General features: G+C 47.3%; 15 protein-coding genes. 2 read left to right on the plus strand and 13 right to left on the minus strand.

The window, feature by feature from the left end; genetic code table 11:
* The first annotated feature begins 12 nt into the window (after positions 1–12).
* On the plus strand, positions 13–867 hold the full coding sequence (dapF, locus tag C2755_RS09795; RefSeq protein ID WP_215322367.1) for a diaminopimelate epimerase: 855 nt from the start codon (positions 13–15) through the stop codon (positions 865–867).
* Between the two features lie 12 nt (positions 868–879).
* Here the strand turns inward: dapF and pyrE are convergent, their stop codons facing one another.
* A complete protein-coding gene (gene pyrE / locus C2755_RS09800) occupies positions 880–1548 on the minus strand; it encodes an orotate phosphoribosyltransferase (protein ID WP_215321153.1) in 669 nt (222 codons plus the stop codon).
* Positions 1549–1556: 8 nt separating this feature from the next.
* Between pyrE and C2755_RS09805 the strand changes: the two genes are divergently transcribed.
* Complete coding sequence (locus tag C2755_RS09805; RefSeq protein ID WP_215321154.1) at positions 1557–2339, plus strand: exodeoxyribonuclease III; 783 nt, start codon at positions 1557–1559, stop codon at positions 2337–2339.
* A 40-nt stretch (positions 2340–2379) separates the two neighbouring features.
* On the opposite strand, the gene C2755_RS09810 is transcribed toward C2755_RS09805, so the two are convergent.
* From C2755_RS09810 to gatC, 12 genes are all read right to left on the minus strand, one after another.
* Complete coding sequence (locus C2755_RS09810; RefSeq protein WP_215321155.1) at positions 2380–3711, minus strand: MFS transporter; 1332 nt, start codon at positions 3709–3711, stop codon at positions 2380–2382.
* A complete protein-coding gene (gene metW / locus C2755_RS09815; protein ID WP_072582609.1) occupies positions 3704–4297 on the minus strand; it encodes a methionine biosynthesis protein MetW in 594 nt (197 codons plus the stop codon). Before metW ends, C2755_RS09810 begins: the two co-directional genes overlap by 8 nt.
* Complete coding sequence (locus C2755_RS09820) at positions 4294–5433, minus strand: homoserine O-acetyltransferase (RefSeq protein WP_215321156.1); 1140 nt, start codon at positions 5431–5433, stop codon at positions 4294–4296. Before C2755_RS09820 ends, metW begins: the two co-directional genes overlap by 4 nt.
* Entirely contained in the window at positions 5430–6080 is a 651-nt protein-coding gene (slmA, locus tag C2755_RS09825; protein WP_215321157.1) for a nucleoid occlusion factor SlmA, read from the minus strand. The genes C2755_RS09820 and slmA overlap by 4 nt, the downstream gene beginning before the upstream one ends.
* 10 nt (positions 6081–6090) lie before the next feature.
* Entirely contained in the window at positions 6091–6993 is a 903-nt protein-coding gene (argB, locus tag C2755_RS09830; RefSeq protein WP_215321158.1) for an acetylglutamate kinase, read from the minus strand.
* Positions 6994–7006: 13 nt separating this feature from the next.
* On the minus strand, positions 7007–7384 hold the full coding sequence (gene dksA, locus C2755_RS09835; RefSeq protein WP_088525877.1) for an RNA polymerase-binding protein DksA: 378 nt from the start codon (positions 7382–7384) through the stop codon (positions 7007–7009).
* A gap of 222 nt (positions 7385–7606) precedes the next feature.
* The gene (locus tag C2755_RS09840) at positions 7607–8677 is read right to left on the minus strand and encodes a GTP-binding protein (protein WP_215321159.1); all 1071 of its coding nucleotides are present in this window, start codon (positions 8675–8677) and stop codon (positions 7607–7609) included.
* Between the two features lie 69 nt (positions 8678–8746).
* Entirely contained in the window at positions 8747–9748 is a 1002-nt protein-coding gene (locus C2755_RS09845) for a tyrosine recombinase XerC (RefSeq protein WP_215321160.1), read from the minus strand.
* Positions 9729–10403, minus strand: a complete 675-nt coding sequence (locus C2755_RS09850; protein ID WP_215321161.1) for a DUF484 family protein — start codon at positions 10401–10403, stop codon at positions 9729–9731. Before C2755_RS09850 ends, C2755_RS09845 begins: the two co-directional genes overlap by 20 nt.
* A gap of 27 nt (positions 10404–10430) precedes the next feature.
* A complete protein-coding gene (gene gatB, locus C2755_RS09855) occupies positions 10431–11900 on the minus strand; it encodes an Asp-tRNA(Asn)/Glu-tRNA(Gln) amidotransferase subunit GatB (protein WP_215322368.1) in 1470 nt (489 codons plus the stop codon).
* A complete protein-coding gene (gene gatA / locus C2755_RS09860; RefSeq protein ID WP_215321162.1) occupies positions 11900–13417 on the minus strand; it encodes an Asp-tRNA(Asn)/Glu-tRNA(Gln) amidotransferase subunit GatA in 1518 nt (505 codons plus the stop codon). The genes gatB and gatA overlap by 1 nt, the downstream gene beginning before the upstream one ends.
* Entirely contained in the window at positions 13414–13707 is a 294-nt protein-coding gene (gene gatC, locus C2755_RS09865; RefSeq protein ID WP_215321163.1) for an Asp-tRNA(Asn)/Glu-tRNA(Gln) amidotransferase subunit GatC, read from the minus strand. Before gatC ends, gatA begins: the two co-directional genes overlap by 4 nt.
* Positions 13708–13735 lie beyond the last annotated feature (28 nt).

Genomic DNA, 13735 nt, shown 5'->3' on the forward strand with positions numbered 1-13735 from the left:
CGCTTCACCAAAATGCATGGAGCTGGCAATGACTTCATTGTGCTCAACGGTATCGACCAAGACTTGAGTGGCATTACCAAGGATCAATGGCAAGCCTTAGCCCATCGTCAATTTGGCATTGGTGCCGATCAAATTCTCCTGGTTGAAAAAGCCACGCGTCCTGATGCTGATTTTAGATACCGCATTTTTAATGCTGACGGCGGTGAGGTAGAGCAATGCGGCAATGGCTCGCGCTGCTTTGTACGCTTTGTATTAGATCAAGGTCTTTCCAATAAGAATCCATTACGCGTGGAAGTGGCACACACCGTTCTGACTCTCAAGTCCCATCCGGATGGCCAGGTTGAGGTGGATATGGGCGCACCAATTTTTGAGCACAGTCATATTCCATTTAATGCAGCCGGGTTGGCAAGCGTTCAAGAGTTTCAAGAGACTCTCTATGCGCTTCCTTTGAATTACCCCGCTACTCACGATAGTTTGGTGGGCGTCCTCTCAATGGGCAATCCACATGCAGTCCAAGTAGTTGGTGATGTTGATAGTGCACCCGTATTAGAAGAAGGCCCAGAAATTGAACAGTTTGCAGCGTTTCCGAAAAAAGTAAACGTGGGTTACATGCAAGCAATCAATCGCAATGAAATCAAATTGCGTGTCTTTGAACGCGGTGCTGGAGAAACGCTAGCCTGCGGTACCGGCGCTTGTGCAGCGGTGGTTTCAGGGATTCGCAGAGGCTTACTAGACTCGCCAGTAAAGGTGCATACGCGGGGCGGCGACTTGCAGATTGCCTGGGGCGGGACTATTGATAACCTTGCTCAGCCAGTCATCATGACCGGCCCAGCAGTTACTGTCTTTGAGGGTGAAACAACAATCTAAAAGCGGTTGCTCTTAGATTCCGTATTTCTCACGATAGGCCTTTACTGAGGGCAAGTGGTTTGTTAACTGCACATCGCTTGATGAAGTTAAGAAAGACATTAAGCCGGCTAAATTCGCAATTGCAATCACCGGTAAACCAAATTCTTGCTCTACGGCCTGCACTGCAGACTTGTCTCCAATTTCAACAGCATTGCCTGAGCGCTCCATACGATCCAAAGCGATCAATACCGCTGCAGGCTCTCCTCCCGCTTTGCGAATAAGATCAACGGATTCCCTAACTGAAGTGCCAGCAGAAATTACATCATCAATGATGACAACCCTGCCCTTTACTGGCGCACCAACCAGCATGCCACCTTCACCATGATCCTTAGCTTCTTTACGGTTGTAAGCATATGGAACGTTAATCCCATCATCTGCCAGCGCAATGGCTGTTGCCGCTGCAAGTGTGATTCCCTTGTATGCCGGTCCATAAAGCATATCGAACTGAATGCCCGATTCCTGCAAGGCTTTGGCGTAATAACGACCCAAGGCGCTTAGTCGAGCTCCATCATTAAATTCACCCGCATTAAAGAAATAAGGTGAGAGTCTTCCCGCTTTGGTTTTAAACTCCCCGAAGGACAAAACCCTTGCCTCTAAGGCAAAACGAATAAAGTTATCTTGATTTGAATTATTTGAGCTCATAGGCCTATATGTTACGCATCATTTCCGCGAACCTCAACGGTATCCGTTCTGCAGTCAAAAAAGGCTTTCTGCCATGGGCTGTAAAGCAAAAGGCTGATTTCATTTGTATGCAGGAGCTTAAGGCTCAGCGCGATGATCTAGAGGACGCCATTCTGAACCCTGACGGCATGCATGGCTACTTCCATCATGCGGAGAAAAAGGGCTACAGTGGTTGCGGTATTTATACGCCCCATAAGCCAGATGAGGTCTTGTACGGCTATGGCAATGAAGAGTTTGATGCTGAAGGGCGCTATGTTGAAGCCCGCTTTAAAGGTATATCAGTGATATCTGTTTATATGCCCTCAGGCTCAAGCTCCCCCGAGCGCCAAGAAGCTAAATATCGCTACCTCGACAGCTTTCTGCCGCATCTCATCTCCCTCAAAAAATCAGGTCGTGAAATTGTCCTATGCGGCGATGTCAATATTGCCCATCAAGAAATTGATCTGAAGAACTGGAAAGGCAATCTCAAAAATTCTGGCTTCTTGCCCGAAGAGCGCGCATGGCTTACCAACTTATTTAGCAAAGTAGGTTATGTCGATGTCTATCGCCAGTTAGAGCCAGAGGCAACTGAAACTTGCTACACCTGGTGGAGTAATCGAGGCCAAGCTTATGCCAAAAATGTTGGCTGGCGTATTGACTATCACATCACTACCCCCGGTATTGCGGCTACAGCCAAGAAAACTACGGTGTATAAGGAGGAGAAATTCTCAGACCATGCGCCACTTATCGTGGATTACGACTGGAAGATTTAACAAGTAACAGGGAGAATTTACTTTCCCCATTACTCCACTTTTACTCACTCTCTTTTTTGGTCTGCACGATCTTGAAATGAATCGTTGCCCAAATAAGAAGTAGGACTGGAGCGCCAATAATGGCGGTGCCGTAGAAGAATGCTTGGTACCCAAAGTTATCAACAAACACTCCAGAGAAGCCCGCCAACCATTTGGGTAGCAGCAACATCATCGAACTGAACAAAGCATACTGGGTGGCTGAGTAACGGATATTAGTAAGCGATGACAAGAACGCTATAAAAGCTGCACTAGCGATACCAGAACTTAAATTATCTGCAGAGATGACCCAAATCAAACCATGTAAATCATGTCCTTGAGTAGCCAGCCAAGCAAACAATATATTGCTAACCGCTGAGAGAACCGCGCCTACAAATAGAATTCGCAACACGCCAAAACGCAATGTGAGCACGCCACCAACAAAAGCACCAACTAAGGTCATCACTACACCAAACACTTTGCTTACTGCAGCAACCTCATCTTTGGTGTAACCCATATCTACATAAAAGGGGTTTGCCATAATGCCCATCACGACATCACTAATACGGTAGATGGCAATTAATGACAAGATCAAAATAGCATGCCAGCGATAGCGTGTAATAAATTCTGCAAAAGGCTCAACTAAGGTCTGATATAGCCATGCTTTGGCAGTACGGACCTTTGCTAACTCATACTTCACAGGCTCTTTGCTTAAAAGGGTTGTAATTACACCTACCCCAATTGAGGCCGCCATACAAAGATAGGCAAATTGCCATGCACCCGCATCGTAACCACTACCTGTTTCAGCACGAGCAGCAAGCCAAAGCACACCGGCGCCGGCCCAAATTAAGGCAAGACGATATCCAGTTTGATATGTAGCAGCAAGGGCTGCTTGATGGTCACCATTGGCCGACTCAATACGGAAAGCATCTAATGCGATATCTTGAGTGGCAGATCCAAAAGCCACCAAGAGCGCACACCAAACAATGGAATTGAGTGCCAGCTTGGGATCTAAAGTCGACATACCGACCAGACCCAAAATGATGAGTGCTTGCGCAAAGAGTAACCAGCTGCGACGGCGACCAAACAATTGCGTTAAGAGCGGGATTTGTAAGCGATCAACAAGCGGAGCCCAAACCCACTTAAAAGCATATATCAAACCAACCCAAGTTAAGTAACCAATGGTGCTGCGATCAATGCCGGCTTCACGCAGCCAAAAGCTCAGAGTTCCTAGAATAAGTAATAGAGGAAGTCCTGCGGAAAAGCCCAAGAACAACATGCGCAAACAAGACCATTCGAGATAAACCCGAAAGTCTTGAAGCCAGGACTTCACTACATGGAGTTGCTTGTTAGGCACGACGAATGCGGAATAAAGCGAGACTACCAAATAAATTTGGCATCAAAGTCACCTGGCGACCCTCATGCAAGATGCATTGATCAATTACCTTCAGGCCAAGGCTTGAGGCTAACTTCTCAAAGTCAGCAACCGTGAGAACGCGTACGTTGGGCGTGTTGTACCACTGATAAGGCAAACTCTTAGAAACTGGCATGCGGCCTAGACCAACAGCCAATCGATGAGACCAATGGCCGAAGTTTGGAAAAGAGATTACTGACTCCTTGCCTACACGCACTACCTCACGCAAAATCTTTTCAGTTTGATGAATAGTTTGCAGAGTTTGTGACAGCACAACTGTGTCAAAACTACCATCTTCAAAGAGCGCTAAGCCGCCTTCTAAATCTTGCTGTATGACGTTTAAGCCCTTTTGCACGCAAGAGAGTACGCGTGAATCATCAATCTCAACACCATAAGCGTGAACCGGTTTTTGCTTCTGCAAAAACTCCAAGAAACTACCATCGCCACAACCGAGATCCAAGACTTGAGTATTGGGTGCAATCCAATTAGCTATGGCAGCAAAGTCGGCACGCTTATTAAAATTGCTCATGCTTGAACCTCACGCATTTGCTTAAAGTAAGCTCGGACCAGGTTGTGATAACGCTCGTCATTTAGCAGAAAAGCATCATGCCCATGTGGCGCGTCGATCTCAGCATAGGTTACTTCACTCTTATTGCTCAGCAAAGATTGCACAATCTCGCGACTGCGATCAGGCGGGAACCGCCAGTCGGTTGAAAAGCTGACAACCAAAAACTTAGCTTGCACCTCCGCTAAGGCGCGATTCAGACTGCCATCGTAACGACGTGCTGGATCAAAATAATCTAGTGCACGCGTAATCAATAAATAAGTATTGGCATCAAAGTAGCTTGAAAACTTATCACCTTGATGACGTAAATAACTCTCAACCTCAAACTCAACATCAAAGCTGAAGCGATAGTCATTTGACTCGCCATTAGGGCGCTGCAATTCTCGTCCAAATTTTTCTGCCATGTCATCATCAGATAAATAGGTGATGTGACCAACCATGCGCGCCAAACGCAAACCCCGCTTTGGTACAACGCCATGCTCGTAGTAGTTGCCCCCATGAAAATCAGGATCAGACAGAATGGCATTACGAGCCACTTCATTGAAGGCAATGTTTTGTGCGCTCAGCCTTGGGGTAGATGCCACCACCACACAATGGTCTATGCGCTTAGGAAACTGAATAGCCCAAGCCATAGCTTGCATGCCACCCAGGCTTCCACCCATTACAGCAGCAAATTTACGAATACCCAACTTATCCGCCAAGCGGGCTTGAGTATTCACCCAATCCTCAACCGTGACCACCGGAAAATCTGCGCCATATGGCTTGCCATTAGTAGGATTGATGCTCATTGGCCCAGTAGAACCAAAACAAGAGCCTAAATTATTGACGCCAATGACAAAAAAGTGATCGGTATCCACTGGCTTACCAGGACCAATCATGTTGTCCCACCAACCAATGTCTTCTGGATTATCTGGGCTTGGGCCAGCTACATGATGAGATGCATTGAGAGCATGACAAACAAGAACAGCATTACTTTTATCGGCATTGAGTTTGCCGTAGGTCTCAATCACTAAATCGTAGCCAGACAAAATGGCGCCACTCTGCAAAGGCAGGGGCTCGGCAAAATGAATAGTATTTCTAGAGAGGTGTAGCTCGCTCATTCTGAAAGGAGAAGGCGCAGGCTAACATCGGAGGCTTCAGTTGGCAGCTTCTTAAATCCGCTACGGGCAAAGCGATGCCAACGACCCAAAACAAAACTCATCAACATGGCCGCACGAATGCTGACCTCTTCTTGGCCTAGCTGAGCCCAATTACCGCCTTGGGTTTGGGCAATACGTAGAGCTTGCTTAAGAGATGCTTCGACACGATCAAGCACTTGAGTAATGCGCTCTTGAAGACGATCATCCTCTTGCAATAAAGCATCGCCCAATAAAACGCGAGTCATGCCAGGATTCTTTTCAGCAAAGAATAAAAGCATTTGCAAGATACCGCGCGCCTGAACAAGGCCAGATTCTTCTTTTTGATTAATTTGATTAATCAATCCAAAAACGGTTTGCTCAATAAAAGAAATGAGGCCTTCAAACATCTGCGCCTTGCTGGCGAAGTGCCGATAAAGAGCTGCTTCTGAAACCTCAATCTTGGCCGCTAAAGCGGCTGTAGTGACACGCTCAGCCTTTGGGTTTTGCAACATCTCAGCAAGCACTTGCAGAATCTGTAAGCGGCGTTCACCTGGGCGAGGGCGCTTACGAGCTACACCAGCGTCAGCGTTGCTGTCGTTGATGTTTACTGGCTCTAAAGATTCGCTCATGGTTATCTGCTTATCTAGAGCGAATCATCGTGCCGAATGCTTGCTCGGTCAGAATTTCTAACAATAATGAATGCTCAATGCGGCCATCAATAATGTGCACTGAATTGACACCGCTCTTAGCGGCATCTAATGCGGAAGAAATCTTGGGCAACATACCGCCAGAAATAGTGCCATCAGCAAAGAGCGCATCAATTTCTCGCGCGGTTAAATCTGTCAGCAACTTACCGTCTTTATCCATCACGCCCGGGATATTGGTCATCATGACCAACTTCTCTGCATGCAGGATTTCTGCCATCTTGCCAGCCACCAAGTCAGCATTAATGTTGTAAGCCTGGCCTTCTGCACTAAAGCCAATAGGAGAAATTACCGGAATAAACGCATCGTCTTGCAAAGCTTTAACCACCGCAGGATTAATTGCCTCGATCTCACCAACAAAACCGATATCCACCATCTTGCCCGGCTCTGTATCGCTAGGAATCTTCATTTTCTTAGCGTGAATCAATCCGCCGTCTTTACCAGTCAAGCCAACAGCCTGGCCGCCAAAGTGGTTAATCAACATCACAATATCCTGCTGCACCTCGCCGCCTAGAACCCATTCCACTACTTCCATGGTTTCTTCATCGGTTACGCGCATACCTTGAATAAAAGTACCGGTCTTACCAATCTTCTTCAAGGCCTCATCAATTTGTGGGCCTCCCCCATGAACTACTACTGGATTCATGCCAACAAGCTTTAACAAGATCACGTCACGCGCAAAACTTTCCTTGAGACGTTCTTCCACCATGGCATTTCCGCCATACTTAATCACAATAGTCTTGCCGTGATACGCACGAATATAAGGCAAAGCCTCAGCAAGAATCTCCGCCTTTAATAAAGGAGAGATATCACTAATGGTTGGTAAATGCTTAGTCATCGCTACTTAAAATTTATTCGCCAAATAATTTTTGACGGAGTTCGCGACGCTCTTGAGCCTCAAGAGATAAATTAGCTGTAGGCCTTGCAATTAAACGGTTCAAGCCGATTGGCTCACCAGTTTCTTCGCACCATCCATAGTCACCTGACTCAATGCGAGCCAATGCTTGCTCCACTTTTTTAAGCAGCTTGCGCTCACGATCACGCGTGCGCAATTCCAATGCATGCTCCTCTTCGATCGTTGCACGGTCGGCGGGATCGGGAACCAAAATATTTTCACGCAGATGTTCTGTTGTCTCGGACGCATTCTTCAAAATGTCATCTTTGAGAGTGAGTAGTTTTTGACGGAAAAAATCTAACTGCGCAGCACTCATGTAGTCCTTATCGGACATCTTGAGCAATTCGGCCTCAGTCAATGGAGCACCTTTTGCAACCTTAGCGCTCGCAGCCTTACTACTAGCTTTTGCAGCGGTTGATGGTTTTGTTGCTGTTTTTACCGTCATCTCATTCTTTCCTGGTTTGAAGCATTATTGCTTCATTCTGCCAAACTTTTACGACTCCTTTATTAATATTCATCAATATGGGCCGTGGCGGCGGATTGTACCCGAATCTTGCTAGGCCAAACAGCCCTCAAGCCCTGCCAATAGGGTGTCCTTGGGCAAATCGATGCCTATGAAGACCATCCGGGTTTGCTTGGGTTCTGTGCCCCATGGACCGGCTAAATCGCTGCCCATCATCTGATGAACCCCCTGAAACACCACTTTTCGGCTACTTCCCTTCACATAGAGTACACCCTTGTAGCGCAACATCTTCTCTCCAAAGACCTCCAAAATGCCTCCCAGGAAGTCTTCCAACTTTTTGTGATTAAAGGGTTTATCACTACGAAAAACAAAGGATTGGATACGATCAGTATGGCCAGCATGGCCATGGTGTTGGTGCTGGTGGTCGTGACTATGGTCATGGCCACAGGTACTGTGGTCGTGGTCGTGACTATGGTCATGACCGCAATCCGCATGGTCATGATCTTCCTGCTCCAAGAAATGAGGGTCAATATCCAACTTGGCATTGAGATTAAAGCCCTTGAGGTCTAAGACAGCATTCAAGGGCACCACACCCTTAGAAATGCCTGCAATAGGCGCTCTTGGGTTCATATGCATCAGGCGATTACGTAAGGCATCTACTTCAGCAGGCGTCACTAAATCGGTCTTAGTAATAAAGATTTGGTCGGCAAAGCCAACTTGGCGCTGAGCCTCTTCATGCTCATTGAGTTGTTGCTGACCGTGCTTGGCATCCACCAGGGTCACTACAGCATCTAAAACATAATGGTCTGCCACATCATCATCCATAAAGAATGTCTGAGCGACGGGGCCAGGATTAGCAACGCCTGTGGTTTCAATCACGACACGATCAAAACTAATCTTCTTATCTTTGCGTTGCTCCCAAAGCTCGTTTAAAGCATCCACGAGATCGCCACGAATGGTGCAGCAAATACAACCATTGCTCATTTGCACAATGTTCTCTTGGTTGTCTTGCACCAAGATGTCGTTATCAATATTCTCTTCACCGAATTCATTCTCAATGACGGCAATTTTTTTGCCATGCTCTTCAGTCAAGATGTGTTTAAGCAAAGTGGTTTTGCCGCTTCCCAAGAAGCCCGTCAAAATCGTTACTGGAATTAATGCCATGGATGATCCAATCAAAATCTAAAAGCCAACAATTCCCAAAGCGGGAAACCTTCTATCTTACCGAGTTCCTCAGCCTTTGCCAGCCTTTGCGCGCGGATGCGCTTTATCGTATGCCTGAGCTAGGTGCTGAAAATCTAAAGAGGTATAAATCTGGGTACTAGCAATGCTGGCGTGCCCTAGCATCTCCTGTACTGCACGTAAATCCTGTGAGGATTGCAGCACGTGGCTGGCAAAGCTATGGCGCATCATATGAGGATGCACATGGGTGGGCAATCCAGCGCGCATAGCTAAAGTCCGCAGTCTTGCTTGTACGGTACGTGGTGATAAGCGCTTACCCGTTGCTGACAAAAACAAGGCGATGGATTCTTCTGAATAGTTTCCAGCATCACGCAGCTCTCGCCAGGTAGCAAGTGATTTCATTGCAGGCACACCAACAGGTACTGAACGTCGCTTGCCGCCCTTACCCAAAACTGTTACTTCAGCAGCATTCCAATCCAACCAACCAGCAGATTCATGCTGACGATTTTTGCTTTGCATCACATCAATTCCCAAGAGCTCTGAAAGACGCAGGCCTGATGAGTAAAGCAAATCAATAATGGCTGCATCTCGGATTGATTCCAAATCCTTTTTTTCTTCCGCTTCTTTCACGGCTTGGTTTACCAGGGCAAGCGCCTGCTCGACAGACAAAGCCTTGGGCAAAGACCTCAAGCGCTTAGGCGCCTTTACATCGTCAACCGGGTTAGCAATTAAATTGCTTGTTACCTTACCAGCACGGGCATCACGCCTGGCATCTTTCTCGGTAAGCCAGTCATACCAGCCACGCCATGCAGAAAGCGCTCTCGCAATACTTCTTGAGGATTTACCTTTGGAGTGCAAACGGCCAGCCCAACGACGCACATGGCCGTTGCTCACTTTTAATAGCTCAACATTGTCTTCAAGAGCGAAATTTTGCAGATCACTCAAATCCATGCCATACGCTTTGAGCGTATGCGGCGAGAGCTGACGCAACACATGTAACTCATGCAAATACTCTTGCATGAGGGGGTGTAGTTCAGTCAACTTTAATTTCATAAGCCTGGATACGATCCAAAGCTGCGGCAGTTAATTCAGCAATCTGGCGCAAGTAGAAGGCGCCCATATCTGCCGTAAAGCGAGATTCATCCTTGCTAGCCAGCAACAACACGGCCGGTGATTGAGTGGCACCAATACTCTTACCCAAGGGCAGGCCAATAGCCACCATACTTTGCCACTCCGGATCAATGGTCGTCTGGCTTGCCAACAAATCTACGCTAGCTGCCACCAATTCTTTTGCAGAGCCACATAGTGGTGTGTCGACCCAAGGACCAAATGCAGAAGTAGGTGATAGCAGTTGAGCAGACTCCACCTCAAAGACTTCGGCTAAGCCCGAAGTAATCGCAGCCTCCACGTCTGATTTATTGTTGGCCTTCATCAAACGCAATAACCAAGCAACTAAACTTTGTTGAGTTTTATCGTTACGGCTACCAAAATGCAACATCTCGCTTAGGCGACGATTGAGCTCTTGGTTCTGTGTGCGCAATACTGTCATCTGACGTTCTTGCAAAGAGATCGCACGATCCTCATGTGGGTGCTTAATCCGAATCTCATTAAAGAGATCAGCGTAACGCTCAAAGAAGCCTGGGGTTGAACGCAACCACTCAGCAACTAACTCTTCTTGTTCGGCTTGCTTTGGATCGATTGCACTCATATATTTCTTTCTAAATATGTTCTTTGGTTAACCAAGCTTTTTACGCAAGAGCTCGTTTACTTGACCAGGGTTTGCTTTGCCTTGAGAGGCCTTCATGATCTGGCCAACGAGAGCGTTAAATGCTTTCTCTTTGCCTGAGCGGAACTCTTCAACCGATTTCTGGTTGGCCGCCAACACCTGATCAATAATGGCTTCAATGGCGCCGCTATCACTAATTTGTTTTAGTCCTTTAGCGTCAATAACCTGATCAACGGTGCTGATAGCTTTACCTGCGATAGCTTCTTCCCAAAGAATGGCAAAGATATCTTTAGCAATCTTATTGGAGATAGTGCCATCTGCCACACGCGTCAGTAATGGCGCTAAATGCTCCGCTTTTAATGGCGCGTCAGCTGCAGCAATGCCTGCACGATTTAAGGAGGAAGCAAATTCACCAGCAATTAAATTGGCTGCGGCCTTTGCCAATGGCTTACCTACGATTACCAACAATGCTTCAAATACTTTTGCTGTGTCGCGATCTTGCGTGAGCAACTGCGCATCGTATGCACTTAAGCCAAACTCGGTTTGCCACTGCTCGCGTAATTGAGCAGGTAATGCTGGCATCTTGCTGCGCACATCTGTAATCCATGCATCATCAATCACAACGGGCAATAAGTCAGGATCGGGGAAGTAGCGATAGTCGTTAGCATCTTCTTTACTGCGCATACTGCGGGTTTCGCCACGGTCAGGATCGTAAAGTCGGGTTTCTTGAACAACGGCACCGCCATCTTCAATCAGCTCGATTTGACGACGCACTTCATATTGAATGGCTTCCTCTAAAAAGCGGAAGGAGTTCAAGTTTTTGATTTCGCAACGGGTACCGAATTCAGCCTGGCCTTTAGGGCGAACAGAAACGTTCGCATCGCAACGGAAAGAGCCTTCTTGCATATTGCCGTCACAAACTCCCAGCCACACCACCAAGCCATGCAAAGCCTTGGCATAGGCAACGGCCTCAGCGGCACTGCGCATCACTGGCTCAGTAACAATCTCGAGGAGTGGTGTGCCGGCGCGGTTCAAATCAATCCCGCTAGAGGGCTCGCCATGAGGGCCTGTAAAGCCTTCTTCATGGACTGATTTACCAGCATCCTCCTCCATATGGGCGCGAGTGAGTTCAACTACTTTTATTTCATCCCCAACCAAGATCTCAAGATACCCGCCAACAACAACCGGGATCTCCATCTGGCTGATTTGATAGCCCTTGGGTAGATCTGGGTAGAAATAATTCTTGCGAGCAAAGATACTTGCCGGCGAAATCTTCGCATTTACTGCTAAACCAAATCGAATCGCATGCTCTACCGCTTGACGATTAAGTACAGGCAAAACGCCAGGCAATGCTAAATCCACCGCACACGCTTGCGTGTTTGGCGCGGCGCCAAAGCGCGTACTTGCGCCACTAAAAATCTTGGACTGAGTTTGCAACTGCGCGTGGGTCTCTAGACCAATAACGACTTCCCATTGCATCATGCCACCTCACTTGCTGGACGCAAATGCCAATCAGTGGCTTGCTGATATTGATGAGCCACTTGCAACAAGCGCGCTTCAGAAAAATAATTACCAATGAGCTGCATGCCAATTGGCAAGTTGTTTGTATTAAATCCACAAGGGACACTCATCGCTGGCAAGCCTGCCAAGTTAGTAGAGAGCGTATAAATATCTTCTAAATACATTTGCACGGGATCTTTAGATTTCTCGCCCAAACGCCAAGCCACATCAGGGGCTACAGGCCCCAGGATGACATCGCACTGATTGAATGCAGCTTGAAAATCCGCTGCAATAATGCGACGAATTTTTTGTGCCTGAAGATAGTAAGCATCATAGTAACCATGACATAGCACATAGGTTCCAATCATGATGCGGCGCTTCACTTCTTCACCAAAACCTTCGGTGCGTGACTTGGCATACATATCATTGAGATCACGATACTCATTGGCACGATACCCATAACGCACACCATCAAAGCGACTCAAGTTACTCGATGCTTCTGCTGGCGCTAAAACGTAATACACCGGTATGGATAACTTGGTTTTAGGCAAGCTGACTTCAATTAATGTAGCGCCTAAATTTTCTAAAAGCTTAGTGGCTTCAGTAACGGATTTAGCAACATCAGCGGCTAAACCTTCTGCAAAAAATTCTTTAGGTAAACCAACACGCAAACCCTCCAATGGTTTTGCGGGATTGGCATTGCCTTTCTTCCAATGTTGATTGAGGTAACGACCGTAATCTTCACCAGAGTCAGCCAAAGAGGTGGAGTCACGCGGATCATGCGAAGACATTGCAGACAGCAACAAGGCGCAGTCTTCTGCAGTCTTGCCCATCGGCCCAGCTTGATCGAGCGATGAAGCGTAAGCAATCATGCCGTAGCGTGACACTCGCCCATAACTCGGCTTAATTCCAGTTAAGCCGCAAAAAGCAGCCGGCTGACGAATTGATCCGCCTGTATCTGTGCCAGTTGCAATCGGAGCCAATCCCGCTGCTACAGCTGCAGCAGAGCCACCGGACGAGCCTCCCGCTACGTGAGAAGCATTCCAAGGGTTTAAGACCGGCCCAAAGGCGGAGTTTTCATTAGAAGAGCCCATTGCGAACTCATCCATATTGGTTTTGCCAAGACAAACCATGCCAGCGCCATGGGGATTGTCTTCATCTGGAATTCCCAGATTCGCTACTACCGTGGCATCGAAAGGACTCTGATAGCCAGCCAAGATTTTGGAGGCTGCGGTCGAATTCCAACCCCGGGTTACAAAGACATCTTTATGAGCCACAGGAATGCCGGTTAACTTACCAGCTTTACCAGATGAAATTAACTGATCTGCCTTATTTGCTTGCTCTAAACTTAAGTGAGCATTCACATCAAGATAGGCATTCCACTGTTTTCCAGCCTCAATACGGTCTAAGAAGTACTGGGTTAGCTCTGTACTGGATACCTCTTTTGCAGCAAGTGCTTTTGCCATTAAGGCGATAGGGGTGTTGTGCCAACTCATTCGATCACCTTTGGCACCAAGAAATAGCCGTCATGCTGAGCAGGGGCTGACTGCATATTTTCGGCACGATGATCTGATTCAGTAACTTGATCAACGCGCATGGGCTGGGCCAAATCCCGCAAAAAGAGGATTGGGTGAGCCAATGGCTCAAGACCAGTGGTATCCACGGCCTGCATTTCCTCAACCAAAGAAAAAATGGCCTGTAATTGAGGTAAAACTGCCTCGGCTTCTGCCTGATTTAACTCAAGCCTAGATAGGTGCGCAATGCGCTGGACATCATCAAGTTTCATGGGACGAGAGTATCATTCCTATATATTT

The organism is Polynucleobacter sp. MWH-S4W17, from assembly GCF_018687535.1.
Taxonomy (GTDB): Bacteria; Pseudomonadota; Gammaproteobacteria; order Burkholderiales; family Burkholderiaceae; genus Polynucleobacter.

What these genes read in the sequence shown, in the direction of transcription:
- slmA (WP_215321157.1), bottom strand. Translation starts at nt 6,080, where the DNA reads ATGAGCGAATCTTTAGAGCCAGTAAACATCAACGACAGCAACGCTGAC.
- gatC (WP_215321163.1), bottom strand. Translation starts at nt 13,707, where the DNA reads ATGAAACTTGATGATGTCCAGCGCATTGCGCACCTATCTAGGCTTGAG.
- metW (WP_072582609.1), bottom strand. Translation starts at nt 4,297, where the DNA reads ATGAGCAATTTTAATAAGCGTGCCGACTTTGCTGCCATAGCTAATTGG.
- C2755_RS09820 (WP_215321156.1), bottom strand. Translation starts at nt 5,433, where the DNA reads ATGAGCGAGCTACACCTCTCTAGAAATACTATTCATTTTGCCGAGCCC.
- gatA (WP_215321162.1), bottom strand. Translation starts at nt 13,417, where the DNA reads ATGAGTTGGCACAACACCCCTATCGCCTTAATGGCAAAAGCACTTGCT.
- argB (WP_215321158.1), bottom strand. Translation starts at nt 6,993, where the DNA reads ATGACTAAGCATTTACCAACCATTAGTGATATCTCTCCTTTATTAAAG.
- dksA (WP_088525877.1), bottom strand. Translation starts at nt 7,384, where the DNA reads ATGTCCGATAAGGACTACATGAGTGCTGCGCAGTTAGATTTTTTCCGT.
- dapF (WP_215322367.1), top strand. Translation starts at nt 13, where the DNA reads ATGCATGGAGCTGGCAATGACTTCATTGTGCTCAACGGTATCGACCAA.
- C2755_RS09805 (WP_215321154.1), top strand. Translation starts at nt 1,557, where the DNA reads ATGTTACGCATCATTTCCGCGAACCTCAACGGTATCCGTTCTGCAGTC.
- C2755_RS09845 (WP_215321160.1), bottom strand. Translation starts at nt 9,748, where the DNA reads ATGAAATTAAAGTTGACTGAACTACACCCCCTCATGCAAGAGTATTTG.
- C2755_RS09850 (WP_215321161.1), bottom strand. Translation starts at nt 10,403, where the DNA reads ATGAGTGCAATCGATCCAAAGCAAGCCGAACAAGAAGAGTTAGTTGCT.
- C2755_RS09840 (WP_215321159.1), bottom strand. Translation starts at nt 8,677, where the DNA reads ATGGCATTAATTCCAGTAACGATTTTGACGGGCTTCTTGGGAAGCGGC.
- pyrE (WP_215321153.1), bottom strand. Translation starts at nt 1,548, where the DNA reads ATGAGCTCAAATAATTCAAATCAAGATAACTTTATTCGTTTTGCCTTA.
- gatB (WP_215322368.1), bottom strand. Translation starts at nt 11,900, where the DNA reads ATGCAATGGGAAGTCGTTATTGGTCTAGAGACCCACGCGCAGTTGCAA.